The organism is Enterobacter chinensis, from assembly GCF_034008295.1.
GTDB classification, from domain to species: Bacteria; Pseudomonadota; Gammaproteobacteria; order Enterobacterales; family Enterobacteriaceae; genus Enterobacter; species Enterobacter chinensis.
Genome location: NZ_JARDVI010000007.1, coordinates 83,744 through 106,931 on the forward strand (window position 1 = coordinate 83,744; position 23,188 = coordinate 106,931).

General features: G+C 53.9%; 22 protein-coding genes. 8 read left to right on the forward strand and 14 right to left on the reverse strand.

What is annotated here, in order from left to right; all coding sequences use genetic code 11:
* Nucleotides 1-80: 80 nt before the first annotated feature.
* Nucleotides 81-1,472: a hexose-6-phosphate:phosphate antiporter gene (gene uhpT, locus PYW49_RS19445; RefSeq protein ID WP_134348274.1), complete on the forward strand. Its 1,392-nt coding sequence runs from the start codon at nt 81-83 to the stop codon at nt 1,470-1,472.
* A gap of 63 nt (nt 1,473-1,535) precedes the next feature.
* Here uhpT and PYW49_RS19450 read toward each other — a convergent pair whose 3' ends face one another.
* Nucleotides 1,536-2,336, reverse strand: coding sequence for an MBL fold metallo-hydrolase (locus tag PYW49_RS19450; RefSeq protein WP_320387266.1), 801 nt, complete (start codon nt 2,334-2,336; stop codon nt 1,536-1,538).
* A 197-nt stretch (nt 2,337-2,533) separates the two neighbouring features.
* On the opposite strand from PYW49_RS19450, the gene PYW49_RS19455 reads away from it, so the two are divergent.
* Nucleotides 2,534-2,986: a DUF1198 domain-containing protein gene (locus PYW49_RS19455; RefSeq protein ID WP_320387267.1), complete on the forward strand. Its 453-nt coding sequence runs from the start codon at nt 2,534-2,536 to the stop codon at nt 2,984-2,986.
* On the opposite strand, the gene PYW49_RS19460 is transcribed toward PYW49_RS19455, so the two are convergent.
* Nucleotides 2,983-3,903 carry a LysR family transcriptional regulator gene (locus tag PYW49_RS19460; RefSeq protein ID WP_134348277.1) on the reverse strand — a complete coding sequence of 307 codons (921 nt, stop codon included), beginning with the start codon at nt 3,901-3,903 and terminating at the stop codon, nt 2,983-2,985. The two genes, PYW49_RS19455 and PYW49_RS19460, sit on opposite strands and share 4 nt — an antisense overlap.
* Nucleotides 3,904-4,240: 337 nt before the next feature.
* Between PYW49_RS19460 and PYW49_RS19465 the strand changes: the two genes are divergently transcribed.
* Nucleotides 4,241-5,461: an MFS transporter gene (locus tag PYW49_RS19465; protein ID WP_320387268.1), complete on the forward strand. Its 1,221-nt coding sequence runs from the start codon at nt 4,241-4,243 to the stop codon at nt 5,459-5,461.
* A gap of 96 nt (nt 5,462-5,557) precedes the next feature.
* Here the strand turns inward: PYW49_RS19465 and PYW49_RS19470 are convergent, their stop codons facing one another.
* A complete protein-coding gene (locus PYW49_RS19470; RefSeq protein ID WP_320387269.1) occupies nt 5,558-6,556 on the reverse strand; it encodes an aldo/keto reductase in 999 nt (332 codons plus the stop codon).
* A gap of 207 nt (nt 6,557-6,763) precedes the next feature.
* On the opposite strand from PYW49_RS19470, the gene nepI reads away from it, so the two are divergent.
* Complete coding sequence (gene nepI / locus PYW49_RS19475) at nt 6,764-7,954, forward strand: purine ribonucleoside efflux pump NepI (RefSeq protein WP_320387270.1); 1,191 nt, start codon at nt 6,764-6,766, stop codon at nt 7,952-7,954.
* A gap of 48 nt (nt 7,955-8,002) precedes the next feature.
* Here the strand turns inward: nepI and PYW49_RS19480 are convergent, their stop codons facing one another.
* The 6 genes from PYW49_RS19480 to PYW49_RS19505 all read right to left on the reverse strand — a co-directional run bounded on the left by PYW49_RS19480 (nt 8,003) and on the right by PYW49_RS19505 (nt 13,914).
* Nucleotides 8,003-8,908 (reverse strand): DMT family transporter, encoded by a 906-nt coding sequence (locus tag PYW49_RS19480; RefSeq protein WP_047347463.1) that lies wholly within the window; start codon nt 8,906-8,908, stop codon nt 8,003-8,005.
* Nucleotides 8,909-9,042: 134 nt separating this feature from the next.
* On the reverse strand, nt 9,043-10,422 hold the full coding sequence (locus PYW49_RS19485) for a carbohydrate porin (protein ID WP_320387271.1): 1,380 nt from the start codon (nt 10,420-10,422) through the stop codon (nt 9,043-9,045).
* A 138-nt stretch (nt 10,423-10,560) separates the two neighbouring features.
* Entirely contained in the window at nt 10,561-10,863 is a 303-nt protein-coding gene (locus PYW49_RS19490; RefSeq protein ID WP_320387381.1) for a PTS lactose/cellobiose transporter subunit IIA, read from the reverse strand.
* A gap of 5 nt (nt 10,864-10,868) precedes the next feature.
* Entirely contained in the window at nt 10,869-12,245 is a 1,377-nt protein-coding gene (locus PYW49_RS19495; protein ID WP_320387272.1) for a glycoside hydrolase family 1 protein, read from the reverse strand.
* A gap of 17 nt (nt 12,246-12,262) precedes the next feature.
* Nucleotides 12,263-13,588 carry a PTS sugar transporter subunit IIC gene (locus PYW49_RS19500; RefSeq protein WP_134348288.1) on the reverse strand — a complete coding sequence of 442 codons (1,326 nt, stop codon included), beginning with the start codon at nt 13,586-13,588 and terminating at the stop codon, nt 12,263-12,265.
* 11 nt (nt 13,589-13,599) lie between these two features.
* Nucleotides 13,600-13,914 carry a PTS sugar transporter subunit IIB gene (locus PYW49_RS19505; RefSeq protein WP_010426508.1) on the reverse strand — a complete coding sequence of 105 codons (315 nt, stop codon included), beginning with the start codon at nt 13,912-13,914 and terminating at the stop codon, nt 13,600-13,602.
* A 293-nt stretch (nt 13,915-14,207) separates the two neighbouring features.
* Between PYW49_RS19505 and PYW49_RS19510 the strand changes: the two genes are divergently transcribed.
* Entirely contained in the window at nt 14,208-15,158 is a 951-nt protein-coding gene (locus PYW49_RS19510) for a LacI family DNA-binding transcriptional regulator (protein WP_320387273.1), read from the forward strand.
* Between the two features lie 61 nt (nt 15,159-15,219).
* On the opposite strand, the gene PYW49_RS19515 is transcribed toward PYW49_RS19510, so the two are convergent.
* The gene (locus PYW49_RS19515) at nt 15,220-15,570 is read right to left on the reverse strand and encodes a YicS family protein (RefSeq protein WP_346417722.1); all 351 of its coding nucleotides are present in this window, start codon (nt 15,568-15,570) and stop codon (nt 15,220-15,222) included.
* Nucleotides 15,571-15,656: 86 nt separating this feature from the next.
* Here PYW49_RS19515 and PYW49_RS19520 point away from each other — a divergent pair, with 86 nt between their 5' ends.
* Both PYW49_RS19520 and nlpA read left to right on the forward strand, forming a co-directional pair.
* Nucleotides 15,657-16,076 (forward strand): GNAT family N-acetyltransferase, encoded by a 420-nt coding sequence (locus PYW49_RS19520; RefSeq protein WP_320387274.1) that lies wholly within the window; start codon nt 15,657-15,659, stop codon nt 16,074-16,076.
* 195 nt (nt 16,077-16,271) lie between these two features.
* Nucleotides 16,272-17,090 carry a lipoprotein NlpA gene (nlpA, locus tag PYW49_RS19525; RefSeq protein ID WP_320387382.1) on the forward strand — a complete coding sequence of 273 codons (819 nt, stop codon included), beginning with the start codon at nt 16,272-16,274 and terminating at the stop codon, nt 17,088-17,090.
* A 12-nt stretch (nt 17,091-17,102) separates the two neighbouring features.
* Here the strand turns inward: nlpA and PYW49_RS19530 are convergent, their stop codons facing one another.
* Both PYW49_RS19530 and PYW49_RS19535 read right to left on the reverse strand, forming a co-directional pair.
* Nucleotides 17,103-17,783 carry an EAL domain-containing protein gene (locus tag PYW49_RS19530; protein ID WP_320387275.1) on the reverse strand — a complete coding sequence of 227 codons (681 nt, stop codon included), beginning with the start codon at nt 17,781-17,783 and terminating at the stop codon, nt 17,103-17,105.
* A 70-nt stretch (nt 17,784-17,853) separates the two neighbouring features.
* Nucleotides 17,854-18,465, reverse strand: coding sequence for a helix-turn-helix transcriptional regulator (locus tag PYW49_RS19535; protein ID WP_134348293.1), 612 nt, complete (start codon nt 18,463-18,465; stop codon nt 17,854-17,856).
* Between the two features lie 490 nt (nt 18,466-18,955).
* Here PYW49_RS19535 and PYW49_RS19540 point away from each other — a divergent pair, with 490 nt between their 5' ends.
* Nucleotides 18,956-19,588, forward strand: a complete 633-nt coding sequence (locus tag PYW49_RS19540; RefSeq protein WP_320387276.1) for a LuxR C-terminal-related transcriptional regulator — start codon at nt 18,956-18,958, stop codon at nt 19,586-19,588.
* A gap of 24 nt (nt 19,589-19,612) precedes the next feature.
* On the opposite strand, the gene PYW49_RS19545 is transcribed toward PYW49_RS19540, so the two are convergent.
* Together PYW49_RS19545 and PYW49_RS19550 are read right to left on the reverse strand one after the other, a co-directional pair.
* Nucleotides 19,613-20,677 (reverse strand): fimbrial protein, encoded by a 1,065-nt coding sequence (locus PYW49_RS19545; protein WP_320387277.1) that lies wholly within the window; start codon nt 20,675-20,677, stop codon nt 19,613-19,615.
* Between the two features lie 12 nt (nt 20,678-20,689).
* On the reverse strand, nt 20,690-23,185 hold the full coding sequence (locus PYW49_RS19550; RefSeq protein ID WP_320387278.1) for a fimbria/pilus outer membrane usher protein: 2,496 nt from the start codon (nt 23,183-23,185) through the stop codon (nt 20,690-20,692).
* Nucleotides 23,186-23,188: the final 3 nt, after the last annotated feature.

A 23,188-nucleotide genomic window follows, 5' to 3' on the forward strand; every position in this document is an offset into this window, starting at 1 on the left:
GACGCTGTCTCAGGCGTCTCTCCCGGCTGATTTTTACAATGCCTGCCATTCGCAGGTAAAAATCAGCTCAGGAGCAAACCATGCTGGCCTTCCTCAATCAGGTGCGTAAGCCGACCCTGGATCTGCCGCTCGACGTGCGGCGCAAAATGTGGTTCAAACCGTTCATGCAGTCTTATCTGGTGGTCTTTATCGGCTACCTGACCATGTACCTGATCCGCAAGAACTTTAACATCGCGCAGAACGACATGATCTCGACCTACGGGCTGAGCATGACGCAGCTGGGGATGATTGGCCTGGGCTTCTCCATCACCTACGGGGTGGGGAAAACCGTTGTGTCCTACTACGCGGACGGCAAAAACACCAAGCAGTTCCTGCCGTTTATGCTGATCCTCTCCGCTATCTGTATGCTCGGCTTCAGCGCCAGCATGGGCACCGGCTCCGTTAGCCTGTTCCTGATGATCGCCTTCTACGCCCTGAGCGGTTTCTTCCAGAGTACCGGCGGGTCGTGTAGCTACTCCACCATCACCAAATGGACCCCGCGCCGCAAGCGTGGTTCGTACCTCGGCATGTGGAACATCTCCCACAACCTCGGCGGGGCGGGTGCGGCAGGCGTGGCGCTGTTTGGCGCGAACTACCTGTTCGACGGCCACGTGATCGGCATGTTTATCTTCCCGTCGATTATCGCCCTGATTGTCGGCTTTATCGGCCTGCGCTTCGGCAGCGACTCCCCGGAATCCTACGGCCTCGGCAAAGCTGAAGAGCTGTTCGGCGAGGAGATCAGCGAAGAGGACAAAGAGACCGAAGAAAACGAGATGACCAAATGGCAGATCTTTGTTGAGTACGTGCTGAAAAACAAAGTGATCTGGCTGCTCTGCTTCTCGAATATCTTTCTGTACGTGGTGCGCATCGGTATTGACCAATGGTCGACCGTGTATGCCTTCCAGGAGCTGAAGCTTTCTAAAGAAGTGGCGATTCAGGGCTTTACCCTGTTTGAAGTGGGCGCGCTGGTCGGCACCCTGCTGTGGGGCTGGCTCTCTGACCTCGCCAACGGCCGTCGCGCGCTGGTAGCCTGCGTCGCGCTGGCGCTGATTATCGCCACCCTTGGCGTGTACCAACACGCCAGTAACCAGTACGTTTACCTGGCGTCCCTGTTCGCGCTCGGCTTCCTGGTGTTTGGTCCGCAGCTGCTGATCGGCGTAGCCGCAGTTGGCTTCGTACCGAAAAAAGCGATCGGTGCCGCCGACGGGATTAAAGGCACCTTCGCTTATCTGATTGGTGACAGCTTCGCCAAGCTGGGTCTGGGGATGATTGCCGACGGCACGCCAATTTTCGGCCTCACCGGCTGGGCAGGCACCTTCGCGGCGCTGGATGCGGCAGCGATTGGCTGTATCGTTCTGATGGCGATGGTTGCGGTGCTGGAAGAACGTAAAATTCGCCGTGAAAATCGTGCGCAGAAATTAAAAATAGCCTGAGTGTGCAGGTGACTTCTTTGCCCGGTGTGTGATGCCGGGCTTTTTTATTCGCTGAATTAAGACCTACCCCAGAACAAAAATATCCCCTGTTGACGGGGTGACAGTGCCCGGCAACCACAAATTGCCCCATTTACCCGTACAATGGCAGCCCATTATTTTGTCGGGCTGTAAGCCGTGCAGAAACTGCCTGGCTGCCCAGAGCTTACGCGGTGACGCACAGCGAAGATGGAAACCGCCGAAAATTGCATGGATATGATTGATGCCGGTTATTCTCTGGCAATGACGCACAATATCAATCAGCCCTCGGTGCCCACAGCCGATAAAAATGACCAGGCCACGGTCAGATTTATAAATCAGAACCCCTTCATCTTTTACATAATCCGTATTCGCATTTTTACTGCCGATAACACCGTAGGCGTGCGGTTTGGCGACAGGGATCTCCCCTGACCATATAAAGCGCTCCCCAATCTGGAGCGGGGTACTGCTGTATTCCATGCGGTAGCGTGAATAATCATTATTCAGCGACAATTTTTTTAGTCTGGCGGTATACCCTGAAAACTGTATTGCCGAGTAGCGCTCGCAGGCCACGTGGGGATGGCATACGATCCGGCAATTATCCGGTAGCCACGGAACGCCGCCACAGTGGTCATAGTGCCCGTGAGAAAGTACCGCTGCGGTCAGGCGAGTCAAATCGACCCCCATCAGACCCGCGTTATGCAGGAAGCTATCATCAGGACCGGTATCAAACAGAATGGAATCATTTTCATCCTGTATAAACAGGCTGAGCCCTGCTTTAGCCCGCAATAAGTTTTTAGCGCCGGGGTTAGGTCGGTTCTCCAGCAGGACACTGATTGTTATGGACATGTTCGCTCTTTCCCTGAAGTAATGATTCGTTACCGCCAGCCGTTGACCATACACCGTGGATATACAATCGTCCCCATAAAAACTAAAACGATTTTCCTGCCCTTTTTCCAGCGCTTTTCAGTTCACTATTATGCTTCTGCCCGCTGTTGACGCCCTGCGTTTCCCGCTATGATGAGCGGCTAGTCTAAGGAGAACGCATGGTCTGGATAATGCTGGCAACGCTTGCCGTGGTGTTTGTGGTCGGATTCCGTATCCTGACCTCAGATTCCCGCCGCGCCATCAAACGCTTAAGCGAGCGGCTGGGGATCACCCTGATGCCGGTCGAGTCGATGATCGACCAGTTCGGTAAAACGCCCGGCAATGAGTTTATCCGTTATCTTGAACGCCCCGACGAGGCGCATCTGCAAAACGCCGCGCAGGTGCTGTTGATCTGGCAGGTCTGCATTGTCGACGGCAGCGAAGAGAACCTGCATACGTGGCACCGCTTGCTGCGTAAAGCCCGCCTGGCCGCGCCCATTACCGATGCGCAAATTCGTCTGGCACTTGGCTTTATGCGCGAGATGGAGCCCGATCCGCAGGAGCTGAATGCCTTCCAGTTACGCTATAACCAGCTCTTCCTGCCGGAAGAGGGTGTGTTTTATCTGCATTAAGCCGTTTTTCCGCACAGGATATTTTGAGCGTTAAGAATTTCTTCTCTGTTTTCATTGAGGCGGGTGGCGGCATAGATATCTATGTTTAACCTTTTTGCCTCCGCGTCCGTGAGTTCACGGTAGCAAAGTCCTTCCTGATTAAAGGTGCATTTCGACTGAGGCAGCAGCGCAAATCCTTTCCCTCTTGCGATACGGCTTAGCATCACGAGGGTATCATCCGGCTCTTTTATCCGCTTCAGCGGCGTTTTCATCGTATCAAAGTAGCTTTCGCATTTGTCGTAGAATGACGGGTTAGCACTTCTGGAAAACCAGAAAATGGGAAGATCGCTAATATCCTCCAGCGCGACTTTCTCTTTCAGGCTGGCAGGATGTAAAGAGGGCATTGCGATGAGCAACGGTTCCTGGCAGACCCAGCGGTATTGAACAATGTCTTCATGACCCGTTCCTTTTTCACCGGTCAGCACCAGATCCAGCATATTTTTTGACAAGCTTTGCAGCAGTTGGGCAGACGTCAGGTCCGGCGTTTCGACATCATCTCCCGCGTTCATTTTTTGAAGCTGGGTATTCACGGGTTCAATATATTCAAAATTAAGCGTCCGCGTGAGCCCGATACGCAGGCTCGTTTCAGAAGAGAGAGGATCTTCTTTTAGATTACTGATGTCTTTAAGTATTTTTTCTGCCTGAACAACCAGCGCACGACCTGCTTCAGTGAGGCTAACGTCATGCGTGCTGCGGCTGAACAACTGACGTTTCAGAACCGCTTCCAGACACTTTATCTGACGCGTCAATGGCGGTTGAGTCATGCGTAGACGTTCGGCAGCCTTACGGAAATTCAGTTCATGTGCAACAGCGAGAAAGCATTGTAATTGTTTGATACTGGGCAGGTTATTGCTGATTAAATGTTCTGCTGTGGCCATACGTGAGTCCTGAATGCGAAAAGGTATTTAGTCTTTTTTCGATTTTGATATTACACGCTAATGCTATGAAGAAAAACCTCATTTAATAGTAATACAAAAAGTATATTACAAATTTAATAATTCCACTTGCGCGCTGAGCTGATAAATTCATTTCTGCTTTTTCTTATTTTTATCACAAGGATATCTCTGTTCTAAAGTATCCCGAGGAACATAAAAAAGGCTCGCGGAAATATCAACGTTGGCACAAAGATATCGGGTTCCACAGTTTGTGGGTAACAACATTTAATATTTTTCTGATTCGCAAAAATTTACTGATTATTATATTGAGGTGGCGAGTATGGCTGTAGAACGTTTTCCGCAAAAAATGACCTTAAAGTCATGGCTTGCTTTATTTATTCTGGCTATTTCAACGTTTACTATTGTTACCACTGAACTGGCGCCAGTAGGTTTATTAACGCCAATCGCAGAGGGGCTACAGTCTTCAGAGTCCGCGGTGGGCATGACCGTGTCGCTTTATGCCTGGGTAGGGGCGTTGAGTGCGCTGTTTGCTTCAGTCTTTTTAGGGAATGTGTCCAGAAAGCGGCTTTTACTCGTGCTCACCGTGGTGCTTCTGATCTCCAATATTATGGCCGCAACGGTAACGAGCTACAGCATGCTGCTTAGCGCCCGCGTACTGGGTGCACTTGCTCATGGAGCATTCTGGGCGATGATCGGCGCGACGGCGGTAGCCATCGTACCTGCCAGATATATTGGGGTGGCGACGTCAATCGTATTTGGAGGCGTTTCCGCAGCAAGCGTTTTTGGCGTGCCGGTATCTAACTATATTGGTATTCACTTCGGCTGGCGGCAGGCATTCTGGATGATGGCCGCGTTGAGCGCAATTGCCTTTGCAGGCATTAGCGTTCTTATTCCCCACATTACCAGTAAAAGTGCGCTTGGTCTGGATGCGTTAAAGAGCGTGTTGAGATCGTCTACCTTATGGAAAATATATTTAGCAACTATGCTGGCTGTGACGGCCCACTTTGCTGCCTTTACGTATATTGAACCCTGGCTACATACGCAGAGTTTACTGTCCAACGCCTTTATTCCTGCGGTGCTTTTTGTTTACGGTATTTCGGGGCTGGCCGGTAATTTCCTGACCGGCGTGCTGATTGATAAGTATCTCAAGCTGACGGTCTCTATGTCTGTTCTGTTGATCTGTGCAGTGCTGTTCTTCCTGGGCCTGTCAGATTCATCGCTCTCTACTGGGCTGATATTCACCGGCATGATTATCTGGGGTGTGGCCGTGTCAGGAATATTTGTCGGCTTCCAGACGTGGGTTTTACGTATGGCGGAGGATAAAACCTTCCCGGCCTCTGCAATCTACGTGTCGTTTTTCAACACCGCCATTGGTATCGGCGCGTCAGTCGGTGCCTGGATGGTTTCATCATTTTCACTGCCGCTCCTGTATATCGTCGCCGCCACGGCCATCGGCCTTTCCGTTCTGCTTGTCGCGTTTATTCCTGCCACGTTGAGCGCAAAACCATTCCGGATGGAGAAATCGTATGAGTCCAGTTAACGCCCGCACCCGCATACGGCATGGATGAAAAATTATCATTGCCGACAACGAATAAAAAAACCGGGGAAACCCGGTTTTTTATTTCATGATGAGGTATCAGGCGTTCACGCCCTTCATACCCTCGGCGGAATAGCGATCGCCTTTGATCGCTATCCGGCGATGAAGGTTATTCAATGATTCAATGTCATTCATCTCAAGCACAATGTCGGCAGCTTGCGCATTCTCGGTCAGATAGTTGAGGTGCTTAGTGCCAGGAATGGGCACAAGCTTATCGTATTGCGCTAACAGCCAGGCAAGGGCAATCTGACCTGCGGTACAGCCGTACTTCACCGCCAGCGGGTGGATGACATCGAGCAGTTGGCGATTATGATCGAGGCTGGACTGAACAAAACGTTCGTTATTTCTACGGAAATCACCTTCTGCAAAGTCGCTATTGTTCAGGTATTTTCCCGTCAGGAAGCCTCTGCCAAGAGGCGAGTAGGGTACCAGACCGATGCCTAACTCTTTCACGACCGGCAGAATGCTTTCCTCGATGTCGCGTGTCCACAGAGAATATTCCGTTTGCAGTACGGTGACTGGATGTACCGCATGGGCCCGTTGCAGCGTTGCAGCCGACACTTCGCAAAGGCCGATGTGGTTGATCTTGCCCTCTTTAACCAGGGTGCGCAGACAATCCATACTCTCTTCGACCGGTGTGGCGTTACTCAGTCTGTGTAGATAAAAGAGGTCGATTCGCTCCACGCCAAGCCGCTTGAGGGACTCATTACAGCAGCGGATGATATAGTCAGGCGTATTGTTGATGGTGCGGGCGTAAGACTCGTCAGGCGAGCGGTCGATGCCGCACTTCGTGGCTATTTTGAACTGCTCGCGAGTGCTTTTATCCAGCCCGGCAAGAAAATGACCGATTAGTCTTTCATTATGACCACGGCCATATAAATTTGCGGTATCAATAAACGTCACGTTCAGATCGATGAGGCTATGCAATACCTGCAGTGAGGCTTTGTCATTAGTCTGGCCATAAAATTCACTCAGGCCCATGGCACCATAGCCGACAGCACTGACGGTAAGATTTTGAGATAAAGTACGTGTTTTCATAGTTTCTCCTTTTCAGACGCTATGATTGTTTCACCTCAAATGTGGATACTGAATTTTCATTTTCGTTATGCTGAAAAGGTATCAGTCGACGACGCTCTCCCTCCTGGTTCATTAAAAACGTCAAAAGTTGTCTAAACGTTAAATCCGTCACACTTTTGATGATAAACTGCGCGACTTTTCCGCACGTTTTTATCTTCAGGTGACGCCATGACAGAACATATCCAGCCCTCGACCAGACCGCAGACCAAAGAGGTTGCTCGCCCCAACTGGTCGGCGGTTTTTTCCGTGGCGTTCTGCGTCGCCTGCCTGATTACCGTTGAGTTTCTGCCGGTGAGCCTCCTGACGCCGATGGCGCAGGATCTGGGCATTTCTGAAGGCGTGGCGGGGCAGTCCGTCACCGTGACGGCCTTTGTGGCGATGTTCGCCAGCCTGTTTATCACGCAGGTGATTGGCGCGATTGACCGCCGTAAAGTGGTCATTCTTTTCAGCGTCCTGCTGACGCTCTCCTGCCTGCTGGTCTCCTTCGCTGAAAGCTTCACCTTACTGCTGCTGGGGCGCGCCTGTCTCGGACTGGGGTTAGGCGGCTTCTGGGCAATGTCCGCCTCGTTGACCATGCGCCTGGTGCCCGCGCGTACCGTGCCAAAAGCCCTGTCCGTTATCTTTGGCGCGGTCTCTATCGCGCTGGTGATTGCTGCGCCGCTGGGTAGCTTCCTCGGCGGGATTATCGGCTGGCGTAACGTCTTTAACGCGGCGGCGGTGATGGGGCTTCTCTGCATTATCTGGGTGTGGAAAGCGCTGCCGTCGCTGCCGGGCGAAGCGGCGCATCACAAACAGAACATGTTCAGCCTGCTTAAACGTCCTGGCGTGCTGGCGGGGATGACCGCCATCTTTATGGCCTTTGCCGGGCAGTTTGCCTTCTTCACCTATATCCGTCCGGTGTTTATGACCATGGCGGGCTTTGACGTGGACGGTCTGACGCTGGTGCTCCTGAGCTTCGGTATCGCCAGCTTTGTCGGCACCTCGCTGTCGTCCCAGTTCCTGAAACGCTCCCTGAAAGTGGCGCTGGCGGGGGCGCCGCTGGTGCTGGCTGTCAGTGCAGCAGTGCTGGTGCTGTGGGGCAGCGATAAGTGGGTGGCCTCTGCGGTTGCGATTATATGGGGCTTTGCCTTTGCGCTGATCCCGGTGGGCTGGTCGACGTGGATTACCCGAACGCTTGCCGATCAGGCCGAAAAAGCCGGGTCGATTCAGGTGGCGGTGATCCAGCTGGCGAATACCTGCGGCGCGGCGGTGGGCGGCGTTGCGCTCGACCATCTGGGGCTGACGTCACCGCTGGTGATTTCCGGCACGCTGATGCTGCTGACGGCGCTGCTGGTGGCGGGGAAGGTTAAGGCGAAGTAGTACTTTTCTCCCTCTCCCGTGGGAGAGGGGTGGGGTGAGGGCATCAGGCTACGCCGATGCCTTAACCCTTCTACGCGAATCCATCGAAATCAGCACCACCGACGACACAATCAGCAGCGTGCCCAGCCAGTCTGGCAGGGTGAACGCCACGCCCAGCAAAATCACCGACAGTAACGCGCTGCTCAGCGGCTCGGCGCAGCTCAGAATGCTCGCCTTCGGCCCGCCGATCATCTGCGCGCCTTTCAGGTACAGGCTGAACGTCAGCGCGGTGCCAATCACCACCAGATAGAAAAACGCCAGCAGCAGGCTGCCGTCAATCACGAACGTGGTCCCGCGCCCGGCGTAAAACGGCGTCAGCATCAATCCGGCAATCAACATGCTCCAGCCGACAATCGGCAGCGTGCCGTAGCGGGCAATCAGCGTTGACGGATACGTGGTGTAAAACGCCGCGGCAAAGGCCGAGGCGATGCCGAAGAACAGCGCGGCAGGGGAGATGGAGAGCGACGTCGGATCGCCGTGGGTGACCAGCAGGAAGGTGCCGACAAGCGACGTCATGATGGCCGACAGCACAAACACGCCGGGGCGCTTTTTTCGCGCCAGCGCGAACCACGCCACGATAATCGTCGGCGACAGAAACTGCAGCACGGTGGCGGTAGCGGCGTTGGATTTTTCAATCGTCAGCAGGAAGGTGAGCTGCACGGTGAGCGCGCCGACCAGCGAGAAAATCAGCAGGCTGATGGCGTCTTTGCGATGCTTGATGACTGAGAAAATCTTGTCGCCGTGAACGAAGGAGAGCGTCAGCAGGATCACGCCGGTAAACAGCAGGCGAACCATGGTCAGATAAGGCGAAGAAATGTGGCTTTTCTCCATGATGTACTGCGCGCAAACGCCTGAACTTCCCCATAAAACGGCGGCGATCAGGACGTTTAGCATCCCTTTACGTGTGGAACCCATGTTCTCCCCTGTTATGTTTGTTTTTTTGTAGCATAACATGGGATCTTGCCGGGTGGCGCTGCGCTTACCCGGCCTACAAGGTTTTGTAGGCCCGCGCAAGCGCAGCGCCGCCGGGCGAAAAAAACGGCGCTGTACTAGAACCACGCCTCCCACATCGCGCCGACGTTGAAGTCGTCGAGCGTTTCGTCTTTGGTGCCGTTCACGCGCGCGGTGCGCTCGTTATCCACTTTGCCGCCGGTCACGTAGAAGCGCAGCATCGGGCGGAACTCCGGCCCCATGGCGATAGACATGTTCTGCGACAGGGTCAGCTTCCAGCCCTTGTTATCGCCCCCGTTGTCGTAATCAACGTGCTGCCAGCCCGCTTCCAGCCAGGTGGAGTGAACGTCGTTCCACCAGTGCATTGGGCGCACGATGGCGTTGTAGTTCTTGCGGTTGTCGGTCTTATCGCGGCTGTTGTCGTAGTCGTGGAAGGCGAGGATGTACTCCACCTGCGTCGCCTGGGTGAATTTGTACAGCCCTTCAAAGCTGGCGTAGACCGTGGTCAGATCCTCGGTTTTGTTGAACACGCTGTTGTCCGCGTTATCAGAGTAACGGGCGATCACCTTGTTCACGCCGCTGTCGTTGGTGTGGCTCAGCACCACGCCGCCCTGCCAGGCGTTCAGACGTTCATCGCTCTCCACCGCCTTGGAGTCAAAGCCGTAGTTGGCGTACAGCTCCATGTCGATCGGGCCGATCTTCATGCCGTGGATTTTTGAGGTCGCGGCGTAGTTACCTTTGTCGCCCGTGCCGGAACCGCCGGTACAGGTGATGCGCGACGGGTTCGCTTCATCTTCCATCACTTCCGGGCTACAGGATTCCACTGCCGCCACGGTGGCGACGTCAAACTGCACGCCGCCGATATCGAAGTTCTTCACCCCGGCGCCCTGGCCGTCGTGGTTCATCCAGAAGTAATCGTTGATGCCCTGCTGCGGACGCTGGTGGAAGTCACGGCCGGCCCAGAAGTAGGCGTTCGGGTTGGAGGCCATAATGTTGGTCACCCCGGCGTAGGCCTTTTTCAGGTTAACTTCGTCGCCCCAGTGGTCGATCATCACGTTGATGTCCCAGATGGCGCCGTTTTCACCCTTAAAGGCTTTGGAGAGCTGGAATTCCCCGCCGTTGCCTTCGTTACCGAGACGACCAATGGCGGACGCGCCGTTATAGGAACCGTCTACCGCCACGTATTTCTGATCGGCCGCCTGGAAGTGCGCGCCGTAGCGGGCGTAGCCAGTAAACTTAATGCCGAATGGAATCGCCATATCCGGTGATTGCGCCGCGCTTTGCGGCTCGGTCACCACGTCGGCTTTTTTCGCGACGGCGGCATCCATTTTGGCCTGACGCTCAGCCAGCGCTTTGTCCACCGCTTTTGCCACAATGGCGTCGATTTGCTCCTGCGTGAATTCTTGTGCGAGCACGGAAATTGGGCAAAGCGCGGCGATAACCGCCATGGTTAATGGAAGTTTTTTAATCGTATTCATGGTTATCTCAATATAGTTTAGTTTTATTCAGACAATAACCATCCCGCTCCGATCTGACAGAGTATGTCGCTATCATCAGAACAAGTGGAATTCTATTTAAGGTACAGAGGTATTACATTAACATTATTTCGCCATAGACTATCTCTGATATAAATGAATAATTTCTTCAGACAATTCACGCGCTAATAGCGAATTCATTAAATGATCCTGCGCGTGCACCATAATTAAGGTCATCGGCTGGCGGGCTTCACCCGCATCCTGCTCGATCAGTTTGGTCTGCATCTTGTGCGCCTGGCGCGCGTAGCCGTCGGCTTCGCGCAGCAGGCTTTTGGCTTCGTCAATGTTGCCCCGACGCGCCGCGTGCAGTGCCTCAAAGCACAGGCTGCGGGACTGGCCGGCATTGACGATAATTTCCATTACGGCTTCTTCTAGTGCGATCATCACAATTACTCTCTGTCAAAACTGTTATTCAACGCGGTGGCGGCAAACCACTCCCCGCTTTTCTTAATGGTGCGCTGCTGCGTCTTTAAATCGAGCTGGATAAATCCGTAGCGATTTTTATACGCATTGCACCACGACCAGTTATCAATAAATGTCCACATATGGTAGCCAAGGCAATTGCACCCTTCGCTAATGCCCTTATGCAGCCAGGCTAAATGTTCGGAAATAAACTCGATGCGGTATTGATCGTTAATCTGGCCATTTTCAATAAAGCGCTGCTCGTTTTCGACGCCCATGCCGTTTTCAGAAATAAAGCAGCGTGGGTTGCCGTAATTGTCGCGCAGGTTAACCAGAATATCGTAAATACCCGGCTCGTAGATTTCCCAGCCGCGGTACGGGTTCATCTTGCGGCCCGGCATCTCGTAGCTATCAAAGAACCACTCCGGCATAAACGGCGCCTGCGGGTTCACCGCGCTGTCGCGGCACTTCACGCGACGCGGCTGATAGTAGTTAATGCCGAGCAGGTCGATTTTCCCTTCCGCAATCAGGAAACCGTCATCCGGTTTACAGGCGGGTAATTGATCGTAGGATTTCAGCAGCGCCACCAGGTCTGCCGGGTATTCACCGCGCAGGACCGGGTCAAGGAAGCTGCGGTTAAACATCAGATCCGCAACGTGCGCCGCTTTCACGTCAGCCGGGTTTTGCGAACGCGGGTATGACGGCGTCAGGTTCAGCACGATACCGATCTCACCCGCGTAATGTCCGGCGCGGTAAGCCTGAACGGCCTTCGCGTGGGCCAACACGGTGTGATACGCCACGGTAGCCGCCCGACGGAAATCCACCACGTTCGGGTAGTGGAAGTCGTAGAGATAACCGCCCTCTACCGGCACGATCGGCTCGTTGAAGGTAAACCAGTGCAGCACGCGGTCGCCAAACAGGTCGAAGCAAATTTGCGCATAGCGGGCGTAAGCGTCCACCACATCGCGGTTTTCCCAGCCGCCGATTTCCTGCATCGCCATCGGCATGTCGAAATGGAACAGGGTGATAAACGGCGTGATGCCCTGTTCATTCAGCTCATCAATGACCTGATTGTAAAAATCGACTGCTTCCGGGTTCACTTCACCGATACCGTCGGGGATCAGGCGCGCCCAGCTAATCGAGGTACGAAAGCTGTTGTGGTTCAGCTGCTTTAACAGCTGAATATCCGTTTTCCATTGCTGATAAAACGTGGAGGTCTGCTGCGGCCCCACGCCGTTGTGAAAACGGTTCGGCTCGCGGGCAAACCAGTAATCCCACGTGGTTTCACCCTCTCTTGCCCCTTCCGTCTGGAGAGCGGAGCTTGCGCTGCCCCACCAGAAGTTATCGGGAAATGCGTATTTCATAACTCTTCCTCTTTGACTTAATGGCTTGCTGTTTCAGCGGCACCGACGGTCGCCTGAGCTTTCTGCTCTTCGTTTTTGATGAGCGTACGCTCATAGGCACGCAGGAACGGCAGGTACATCAGCGCGGACATCACCATACACACCAGGCACATCACCACCGGGCTTAGCGCCCAGTTGGCGGCCCACGAGGCACCAATCGGCGCGGGGGTGGTCCACGGCGTTAACGACACAACCTGTGCCAGCCAGCCGAGCTTCGTTGCGCCGTACGCCAGGCAGGCGTTCACCAGCGGAACAAACACGAACGGGATAAACAGCATCGGGTTCATGATGATCGGCGCGCCGAACAGAATCGGTTCGTTGATGTTAAAGAAGCTTGGCACAATGCCCATTTTTCCGATGGTACGTAAGTGCGTTGCGCGGCTGCGCAGCAGCAGAAAGGCCAGCGGCAGAGTAGAGCCCACGCCGCCAATCAGCAGGTAGTGATCCCAGAAGCCCTGCAGGTAGACGTGCGGCAGCGCGGCACCCGCGGCCAGCGCCGCCTGGTTTGCCGACAGGTTTGCCATCCAGAACGGGTTCATGATGCCGGTGACAATCAGCGAGCCGTGGATACCGGCGAACCAGAAAATCTGGCACAGCAGCACGGAGAGCAGAATGGCTGGCAGAGAGTCCGACGCAGAGACCAGCGGCTCCAGCAGGTGCATAATCGCCTGCGGAATAATCATCCCGGTCTGCGCTTCAATGAACAGGTTTAGCGGATGCAGAGTGCCGATCACCACAATCACCGGGATCAGGATCTCAAACGAGCGCGCCACGCCGGTCGGCACTTCTTTTGGCAGGCGAATGGTCACGTTGTTCTGCTTCAGCCACGCGTAAACGCGGGTGGAGTAAATCGCGGTGATCAGTGCGGTGAAAATCCCCTGGCCGGACAGATACTGAGTGGAAATCTTACCGTCTGCATACGGTGCGGCCACCAGCAGGAAGGCCATAAAGGCCAGCAGGCCGGACATCACCGGGTCGAGGTTAAACTGACGCCCCAGGCTTGCCCCAATCCCCACCGAAATGAAGAAGGTCATCACGCCCATGCTGAGGTTAAACGGCAGCATCAGCTGCTCGCGGTAGGTCTGGGAGAAATCCAGCCAGCCGCGGGCGAAGCTGTTAGTGGTATCCGCCGAGAACGGCGGGAAGATGAACACCAGCATAAACGAGCCGATGATCATAAACGGCAGCGCGGCGGTAAAGCCGTCGCGGATTGCAATCACATACTTTTGCTGTCCAAGCTTTGCGGCCAGCGGGGTAATTGACTGCTCAATCACCGCGACCATTGATTGATATAACGAACTCATGTGAACACCTTTTAGTGTGCCGCTTCGATAAGCGACAGAGCATAGTCCAGTACTTTATCGCCGCGTTGCATGCCGTAATCCATCATATCAATGGGTTGCACTGGAATGCCTTGCGTCGCCGCCTTGTCTGAGAGTGTCTTTAACATGTATTTCACTTGCGGTCCGAGAAGGACGACCTGGTATTGCGGAAACTGCGTATCAAATTCGGAAACACCGTACGCATCTATCTTCACCGGCAAACCACGTTCTTTCGCGACATCGACCATTTTGCTGACCAGCAGGCTGGTGGACATCCCGGCAGAGCAGCACAGCATAATCTTGAACATCAACAACCATCCTCTAAATGTAAAAAGTTATTGCGAGGATGATTGGACATTATACGGAAACCGGTTTCCATTCATAAAAGACAGAAGTGTGACAACCATCAAGATCCCTTACTTATGAGGCTAATTAACCGGATGCATGTCACAGAATTTGGCTGTTTTGACATCATTTTGAGTGGAAACGGAAAATCGGTTTCCATGAAAAACGGAAACGGATATACTCCGTTCTGGCTATAATGTGAGCCGAAGCGGTCATGGAATTTGCAGGCGAAAGGTAAGCCTGTCAGGGGAAAGAGATGTCGACAATCAATGATGTATCACGTCTTGCCGGGGTGTCTAAAGCCACGGTATCGCGAGTGTTGAGTGGGTCGCGTGGCGTAAAGGAAGCCAGCCGTCAGGCCGTTCTGAAGGCCGTGGATGAACTTAACTACCGCCCAAATGTGATTGCGCAGTCGCTGCTGAGCCAGTCGACGGGCTGTATCGGGGTCATTTGCGCGCAGGAAAACATTAACCAGACCACCGGTTATCTCTACGCACTGGAAAAACAGCTAAGCCAGCATCAAAAACACCTGCTGTTGCGCTTCGCGCATAGCAAAGCGGAAGTGATGCACGCCCTTGAAGAACTCTCCTGCGGGCTCTGTGATGACATCCTGGTGATTGGCGCACGTTTTCCGCTGGACGTCGATATGGACAACGTCATCCTGGTTGACTGTATGGAGTCTGATAATTCCAACAGCATCCAGTTCGATCACGCCTTTGCCACCGAAACCGCCTGTAACTACCTGACCAGCCAGGGTCGACGCCAGATTGCCCTCATCCACCCGCACGGCAGCGGTTTTGCTGACCAGGTTCTGCTTGGCTACAAACACGCGCTGGAGAAAAATTTCCTGCCCTTTAATCGCAACCTTGTTTTTATGGACGCGACCTCCTCATCCGTTGCGCTACAGGAGCTGCTGAATAACGCCAGCACCCTGAATTTCAACGCGCTGCTGGTGGCGGACGAGCAGGAAGCCCAGCGGGTGATCCCGCAGCTTCAGGCGTTCAATAAATCCGTGCCGGACGACATTATGATCTTCAGCCTTGCCGGATCGCTGCACCTGCCGGGTATCCCGGTGATCCCGGCTATTGAATATTCAATGGATGCGATGGCAGCGCGTATCGTGAGCTGGCTGACGGAAAAAACGCAGATGCTCGGGTCCTACGTTCTGCGCGGGGATTTGATTATTCCGGATGTGCGTAAGCGTTAAAAATGTTGTGTAGGCCGGGTAAGGCGCAGCCGCCACCCGGCGAGAAGCACGTTTCCAGCCCTCAATAATCTTCCATACAATCCACCTGGCCAATCGCTGCCCAGTAGGCGTCCAGGTTGTCGCGCTTGACGGCGGTAATGGCGTTTTTGATCAGCAGCTGATTGGCCTCAGACGACAAAATCATCTCCTGCCAGGCCTTATCGCTCTGTTTTTTCTGTGGCGTACAGGTTTTCTTCACATCTCTAAGAACCTGTTGCTTGATTTGCGCCTCTTTCGCCGGGTCGTCCTTTTCCTGAGCATGGACAAACGCAGCGAAGAGCAGACAAACCAGCAGGCAGACCAGGTGCGCAGCTTTCATCGAAACCCCCTTTAAGAGACACATGCTTCCCATGAAATATATCGTTACATTCAGTGTAGCGACGCCATCCGAAAGTATGAATTTTCTCCAGAAAATATCTGTGAGATAGTCAAACCGCACACAAAAACAGGGAGAACGCTATGCAACTGAGTATTACCACTACGGTTACGGGGCAGGAAAAAGAAGAGTTATTAGTGGGATTAAGGGCCTACAACGCGCAGTTTTTGGATATGGCGACCTTTAGCGGCGATATTGGTGTGTACGTACGAGATGAAAAAGGCGTGATGCTGGGCGGGTTAATCGGCGTACGAAAAGGCGACTGGCTGAATATTGATTATCTGTGGGTGAGCGACACCGTGCGGGGTAGCGGCGTTGGCAGCCAGCTCATCAAAACGGCGGAAGATGAAGCCAGACGTAAAGGCTGCAAGCACGCGCTGGTGGATACCGCCAGCTTCCAGGCGCGTCCGTTTTATGAAAAACAGGGGTATCAGCTGCAGATGTCTTTGCAGGATTACCCCTATGCGGGTATGCAGAGACACTATCTGGCGAAAGCCCTTTAAGCCCGGTTCTGTCATTAGGCATCGAGATTCATCGCCCGGTGGCGCTACGCTTACCGGGCCTACACTTCCCCGTCATGTAGGCCGGGTAAGCGCAGCGCCACCCGGCAACAGACCGCATATAACTTATCCTTCTTATTGATTCTTTTTCGGTTTTTATTTCACCGTCTCGTTGTCGATATAGTCACTACAACATTAATCAAAAGGAACTGTCTTGTGAAACGTCGATTGGGTGCTCTGGTTCTCGCGGGTCTGCTGCTGGCAGGATGCGATCAAAGTGGCAGCGATGCCAAACACATTAAAGTCGGCGTCATCAATGGCGCTGAACAGGACGTGGCGGAAGTCGCCAAAAAAGTGGCAAAAGAGAAATATGGCCTCGATGTGGAGCTGGTGGGGTTCAGCGGTTCGCTGCTGCCTAACGATGCCACCAACCAGGGTGAACTGGATGCCAACGTCTTCCAGCATCGCCCGTTCCTCGCAGAAGATAACAAGGCGCATAACTATAAACTGGTCGCCGTGGCGAACACCTTCGTCTTCCCGATGGCGGGCTATTCCCGCAAAATTAAATCCGTGACCGATCTGAAGGACGGAGCGACCATCGCCATTCCAAACGATCCGACCAACCTTGGTCGCGCACTGCTGCTGCTGCAAAAAGAGAAGCTCATTACCCTGAAGCCGGACACCGGTCTGCTGCCAACGGCGCTGGATATTACCGCCAACCCTAAGCACCTGAACATTATGGAACTGGAAGGCGCGCAGCTGCCGCGCGTGCTGGATGACCCGAAAGTGGACGTCGCCATTATCAGCACCACCTATATTCAGCAAACCGGGCTGTCGCCGGTGCATGACAGCGTCTTTATTGAAGATAAAAACTCTCCGTACGTGAACATTGTGGTCACGCGCGAAGACAACAAAGACGCGGAAAACGTGAAGGCGTTTATCCAGTCTTATCAGTCGCCTGAAGTGGCAAAAGCGGCTGAGACTATCTTTAACGGCGGGGCGGTACCGGGCTGGTAACGCCACCGGCTTTTACGCCGTCACGCTGGCGTCTATCCGGCTTTCTGGCCAGAGAAAACCCTGGCCAAACCGGGCGCCCGACGCGCGGGCTCGCTGCAGATCCTGCGCGGTTTCAATCCCTTCAACGACGACAGCCCTGGCAATCTTATCTCGGACGAAGTGAACGAGTTCGTCAAACCGGCCAGCGGTGTTGAGCTCTGAGCGGTCAAGTTTGATGCCATCAACCGGCAGGGCAAGTCGCGCATAATCGTCTGCCAGCTCGTAAGTCAGGTCGTCCAGCCAGATTTTCCAGCCCGCCGCTTTAAGCCGATGCAGGTTTTTATGAATGCTGCGTTGCTCTGCGGTACTCATACGGGTCAGGGTTAGCGGGTCCTGAATCTCAATCGTTAAGCGTTGCTGGTGACGTAGCGCAAGCAACAGATCGATGGATCTGGGGTCAAGCAGCTGATCTGTCGGAAAATTAAGCCAGTACTGGCCTTTATCCTGCCTCTGTAATAGCGTCTTAGCCTGCCAGAAAAAGATTTGCAGCGCACAGCGGGTGGGCAGCGAAGCAAACAGCACATCAAGATTGACGTTGTGGATCTCTACAAGAACCTCATGCGCCACGGCCTGGCCGGAATGAAAATCCACTAAAGGCTGAAACCGCAGCCCCGTGATGGTATGCAGCATGGGAGAGGGAAGAACGGTGTACATGACGAGGCCCTGAGAAAAAAAAGGTTCCCGCGGACGCGGGAACAAAGGCAAACGACACACGGTCGAGAAGTTAATTCAGGATCCAGCGAATGCTCTGATAGAACGAGGGTCCCCGGACGGCCTTGAGCTTATTCATGGCGTTGTTTTTGTAGAAGTAGACCAGCCTGACGTTGCAGCCCAGCTGGCGGGCAATTTGCTTGGTTTTCAGATTACATGAGTAACCCCGAAGCACGCTGGCCTCCTCATTAGAGAGTCTTGCAGGGCGCTGTCGCGTCGTAATACTGACGTTGTAATGGTTTAATGCCTTTGGCGTCTGGCTCATCAGGATTTGCCACATCGCCTTGATATCCCCCAGCGAAACACGCTTATTGATGATCCCATCCACATGCTTAAACTTCAGAAAACCAGCGGATAACGAATAGATATATATCCTCGCTTCAGGCTGTATTTCTTTCATGCGCAGAATGTCTTCATTTGGCGTGATCATAAAATTGCCGGTATTTAGCGGATCGTAAATCACGATGTCCCACACCCGTTCGCTGAGAAGAAAGTCTTCAATATTGCTAAATCCATGGAAAATAACATCCCGATGCTCGTCAGGTTCGCGGTTGCCAAGATATTGCAGGCCAATCATTGTGAATTCGCAACTATCAACAACCGCCACATATATTTTTTCTTTCATGGTCATTCTCCTTTAGCTGAGCACCAGGTCCCTGTAAGCGAAAAAGTCATTCGAATGTAGTCGTCACCCATTAATGTGTGGTGGGATGATGCGTAAAATGTATGCCAGAGGAACATAACGAGTAAAGGGAATGTTTTTTATTAGAGGGAAATAAAATTCAAAAAATATTTTAATGTCAGAACCAATGTCTTTAATCTTCTAATAATATTGCAAACAGATTTTTATTCTGAAAAATAGCGAAGATTAAGATTTGGTCTGGTGCAAAGTGGCTGTGAAGGTCGATTTTTGTGGGGGGTATGGCTCTTTCGGTCCCGAAAATCTTTACCCTGGCCTAGTGTTTTTCCCCGCTGCAGATTTTTATCGCCATAGCCGTTAAAATCCTGGAGGGAATAAGTTGTGAGCGTGATTTTATTAAATTACTATCACTCTTCTTTATTCGTGTTAGCAATGAAATAATATGATTTATACTGAATTAACCGTCAGGATCCTTGTGTTTTATCGAGTCAATATTCTGCAGGAGATGATAAGCGATGCGCTACAGAAATTACTGCCTGAATATTCCCTGCACATAACGATAGTTGAATCAACAGAGCAGCTCTTTGATGCGATTATCGATCGCCAGGTTGATATTGTGATAACCGAGTTCAGTTATCTGTTTAATCATAAGGCGTGGGGTGTACAAACCAGTAACAGGCTTAATATGTTGTGTCATACGCATAACGTAAAGCGTGTGCTGTTTGTTCCGGAATTACAGTACGGTTTATTAAAAAAAGTGCTGGAGATGAAGTATGAGCTGACACTTTCTCTGCAGGATGCGCCCGGGGAGTTAAAAACTGAATTGCGGGCGCTGCTGACGACAGAAGACGTTAAGCCGCGGATCTCATCTTTTCTGAAGGGGATGATGCGTGCCGGCGCGCGATCGCGTTCGGTGCTATCCGCCAGGGAATGGGAGGTTCTTCATCTTATTGTGGAAGGCTATACGGTGACCGAAATTGCCCACCTGCGAAGCCGCTCTGCCAGTACCATCGCCACCCAAAAGCACAATGCGATGAAGAAGCTCAACCTCGCCAACCACAGTGAACTGATCAAGTACCTGCAGATGGCGGGGAAAATCGGGAATTAAGCGAGAATGTCTCATGATTGCGTATTACGGGTAGATAATATTCAGCGTGGCCGAGGTATTCAGCTTGCCCTGGCTGACCTTCGCCGGTGCCCAGACATAATACGACGCCGCCATTGGCAGGGTGAAGGTCTTGCTCAATGCCTCGCCCGCCGCCACGCTAAACAGCAGCGTGGCGCTCCCCCGGCTGGTGGTCGAGGTTGAGAAGACGACCGGCAGCTGCGGGTTGTTCCTCTGAATCAGCCGCAGGCCAACGCCCTGCGCGGCGCTGCTGCTGGTGTCGACCAGCACGGAACTGTCGGTCGACAGCAGTTGGGTGCTGGAGAGGAACATCTCAATCGACCGGTCAGAACTCCCGTTCGTCGCCAGATTCTGGCAGCTCATATTGAGCGTAAAGGGGGTCAGCCCTGGCTGAGCAGAGGCACTCAGTTGGGGAATACCGAGCGTAGGCAAATGAACCGTCAGCCCCGCGTTATCGAACGAGCAGGTCGTCAGCTTCGGCGCATATTTGATGGTCATCGGCTGACCAAACATATCGCGGTTATCGTATGGCCACTTAAAGCCGTTAAACAGCCACTGCACAATTTTCACCAGCTGGTTTATCGGCCAGGTAACGATCTCCCAGAACGACATGCCGCTCATATCGCTGACGAAAAGCACATCGCTCATGGTCGCCGTGTCGCCCGTGAGCGTGGTGCCGCTCTGGTTAACCAGCGTAAAGCGCACGGTAAACGGCGTATTCAGCTCAGAGGCCGTATGGTTACCGCCCGCGGTCAGCGTTTTGTTGGGTTGCGTGCTGGTGATCTCCGCCCGCACCCTATATTTATCGTTGCTGAAGCCCAGAATGGTGGCGTACTTACTGTCGGTCGAGAGGATCGGCGTGTAGGAAAACTCGCTGTTGCCGGTTGAACAGTTAAACGAGCCGCTGTACTGGGTGCTGAAGCTCCCGGTCCAGGTCGGTGTGGCCGGCGTCAGCTTATCCGACAGGTCGATGCTGATCGGCGGGCCATAGGAAATACTGCCCCCGGAACAGGTGGCATAGCTTGCCCCGCTAACACAGGCGAGAAACAGAAAGGTCAGTAACCGTATCATGTTGATGTTCCGTTAGTTATGGCAAACAGAGGACGGGCTTTCCAGTCCCCACGCCGGAGTGGCGATAGTGCAGTTTCCGCCACGCAAATGAACGTTAAGCTCGCGTGGTGGTTGTTCCGCGCGGATATAGAGCACGCTGGCCTGGCCGACATAACCTACCGACTCGCCGCGCTCATTCAGCACTTCGGTGCCAAACGGCAGCGGCGCCCCGTCTGGACGGCTGGCGCGAAGCATCCAGGACTGGCGTTGGTCGGTGTCGAAGCGGATGTAGTTCACTGCGCCATCGTATGGGGCGACGTTAGCGATGTTGCCGCGCACTTCCGCCCCACGGCTGTTCGCCGTTTCGGACAGGGTGATGGCGTTTTTACGGTACGGCGTGGCATAGGGAACCAGCGCCACGCCATCACGGTTGGTCACGATGCTTTCATCGCCGTTGACCATCAGCCCTTCAGCCTGTGGAGCATCCACAATCGTCATGGTGGTGCCGGTTTCGTTCGAGGCAAGCAGATGCCACGGCACGGCCACCAGGCTGCCGCGCCCGTTCAGCCCGGTCTGGCGGTAGTCGGAGGATTCACTGTATGAGCCGCCCAGCGTGGCGAAGTTTGCACGGTATGCGGTGTTCACGCTGGCCGTGTTATTCCCGCCCCGGGCATTGCTGCCGGAGAGCGTATAGCTCAGGCGGTTTGACTCCAGCGCGTTGCCGCTCATGCTGATATTGCTCTGTTCGTAATGCGAATCGCTGGCCGTCAGGCTGGAGGTGATCCACGCGTTATTATCAAATAGCGAGAACGGCAGGCTGAGGGAGAGGTAAAAACGCGTCTCTTCTTCACGCTCGCTGTTGCGCACCCGGCTGGCGGAGACGGTATAGCTGGCCCGGCCGATATCGTTGGAGTAGCCGGCCTGATATTCGCGCGAGGTTTGCCCGGAATTCCAGTAGTCGCGCTGCGTGCCGGAGATAAATACCGTGCCCCAGTTATTGAGCAGCCGCTGGTTCAGGTTCAGGGTGAAGGTATTTTTAGGCTGCGCGGCGCGCAGGGCATCCCAGGTGCTCATCGTCATCTCCGGGGCGACCCCGAAGCGATCCTCATACTCGTTATACTGCGCTTTCAGGCGTTGATACCCGTCCCGGGAGTAGAGCGCGTCGCTAAAGCTGTAATAGCCTTTTGTGGAATAACGGTAGGCCGCCAGCGTGAAGTTGGTGGCAGTGGTATCGATAAACTTACTGTACGACACGCGAAAGCTTTGGCCGCTATCGGTTCTGTCCTGCAGCGTCGTCTTTGCATGGGTGACGTCAACGGAGACCGCGCCGAACGGTAAGTTCCAGCCGGTGCCGATAAGCCCGGCCTGATAATCGTCGCTCACGATCGTACCGGTATAACCTGTCATCAGGTTATTAAAGCCATAGCGCAGCGTGGCCTGCAGGAAGGTCGGTTCCGCCTCAAGGGTGCTCTGATGGACTTTACCGGCGACCACGCTGTACTCGCTCACGCCTTCTTTAAGCATACCGGGCACGGCAGAGAAGGGCACCGTGAAGGATTGCTGTGAACCGTCGGCTTCACGCACGACCACCAGCAGGTCGCCGGCCGACCCGGTAGGTTGAATACTGTCGAGGGTAAACTGTCCCGGCGGAACGTTTTCCTGATAGATGACGTTACCGTTCTGGATCACTTTGACCAGGGCGTTGGTGCGCGCCACCCCGTGCACTACCGGCGAAAAGCCTTGCTGTGAGTTGGGACGCATTTTTATATCTGATGCCAGCGAGACGCCGCGCACGCGCAGGGAATCAAACAGATCGCCCGGAATATAAAAGTCACCCAGCGTCAGGTTAGATTTCAGCGCCGCCAGCGGGCGGCGCAGGTAACGGGTGTTGTTCTGCCAGCTGCTGTCGCCGCTCGCGGATTTGCGCCACGTGCTGCTGTCGCGAAACTGCCAGCCCAGCAGGTTGGCTCCGGAATCCAGCCCGGCGTAAAAATCGTCATTGGTCTCTTTCGCTGAGCCTTTCGTCCGCGTGTTGTACCAGGTGGTGTTCCAGGAGAGCATGAGTGCCGGGATCCCTTCATCCCAGAACTGGGGGGCAACATAGCCCTCTTCCGTGTGCAACACGGCCGCCTGCGGCACGGTGAGTGCCAGGCTCAGGGTACCGGTATCCGTTTTCACCTCGCCACCCTGAACGAGATCGTGCAGTTGCACTTGTCCCTGAGCAATGGCGGGCGCCGGGATCGCTTTGGTGTTGATCCCCAGCATCAGGGCATCTTTCCACGCAAGGCGAACGTCATCCTGTTGTTCGCCATAGGTCACCGTATAGCGTCCTTTCCAGTCCCCGTTGACGTAAATATCCATCTCCTGCGGGCCGGCAGGCATGGCGTTGTTTTCGTAAAAGCGTGACAGATCGGACTCACCGGATGCGCCAGCAAGCAGGGAGGTATCAAACGATACCGCCCCCGATTTATGCGAAAGCAGAAGCGAGCAGACAGCCAGCATACAGAGCCTGTTTTGTTTCAATTTCATGGT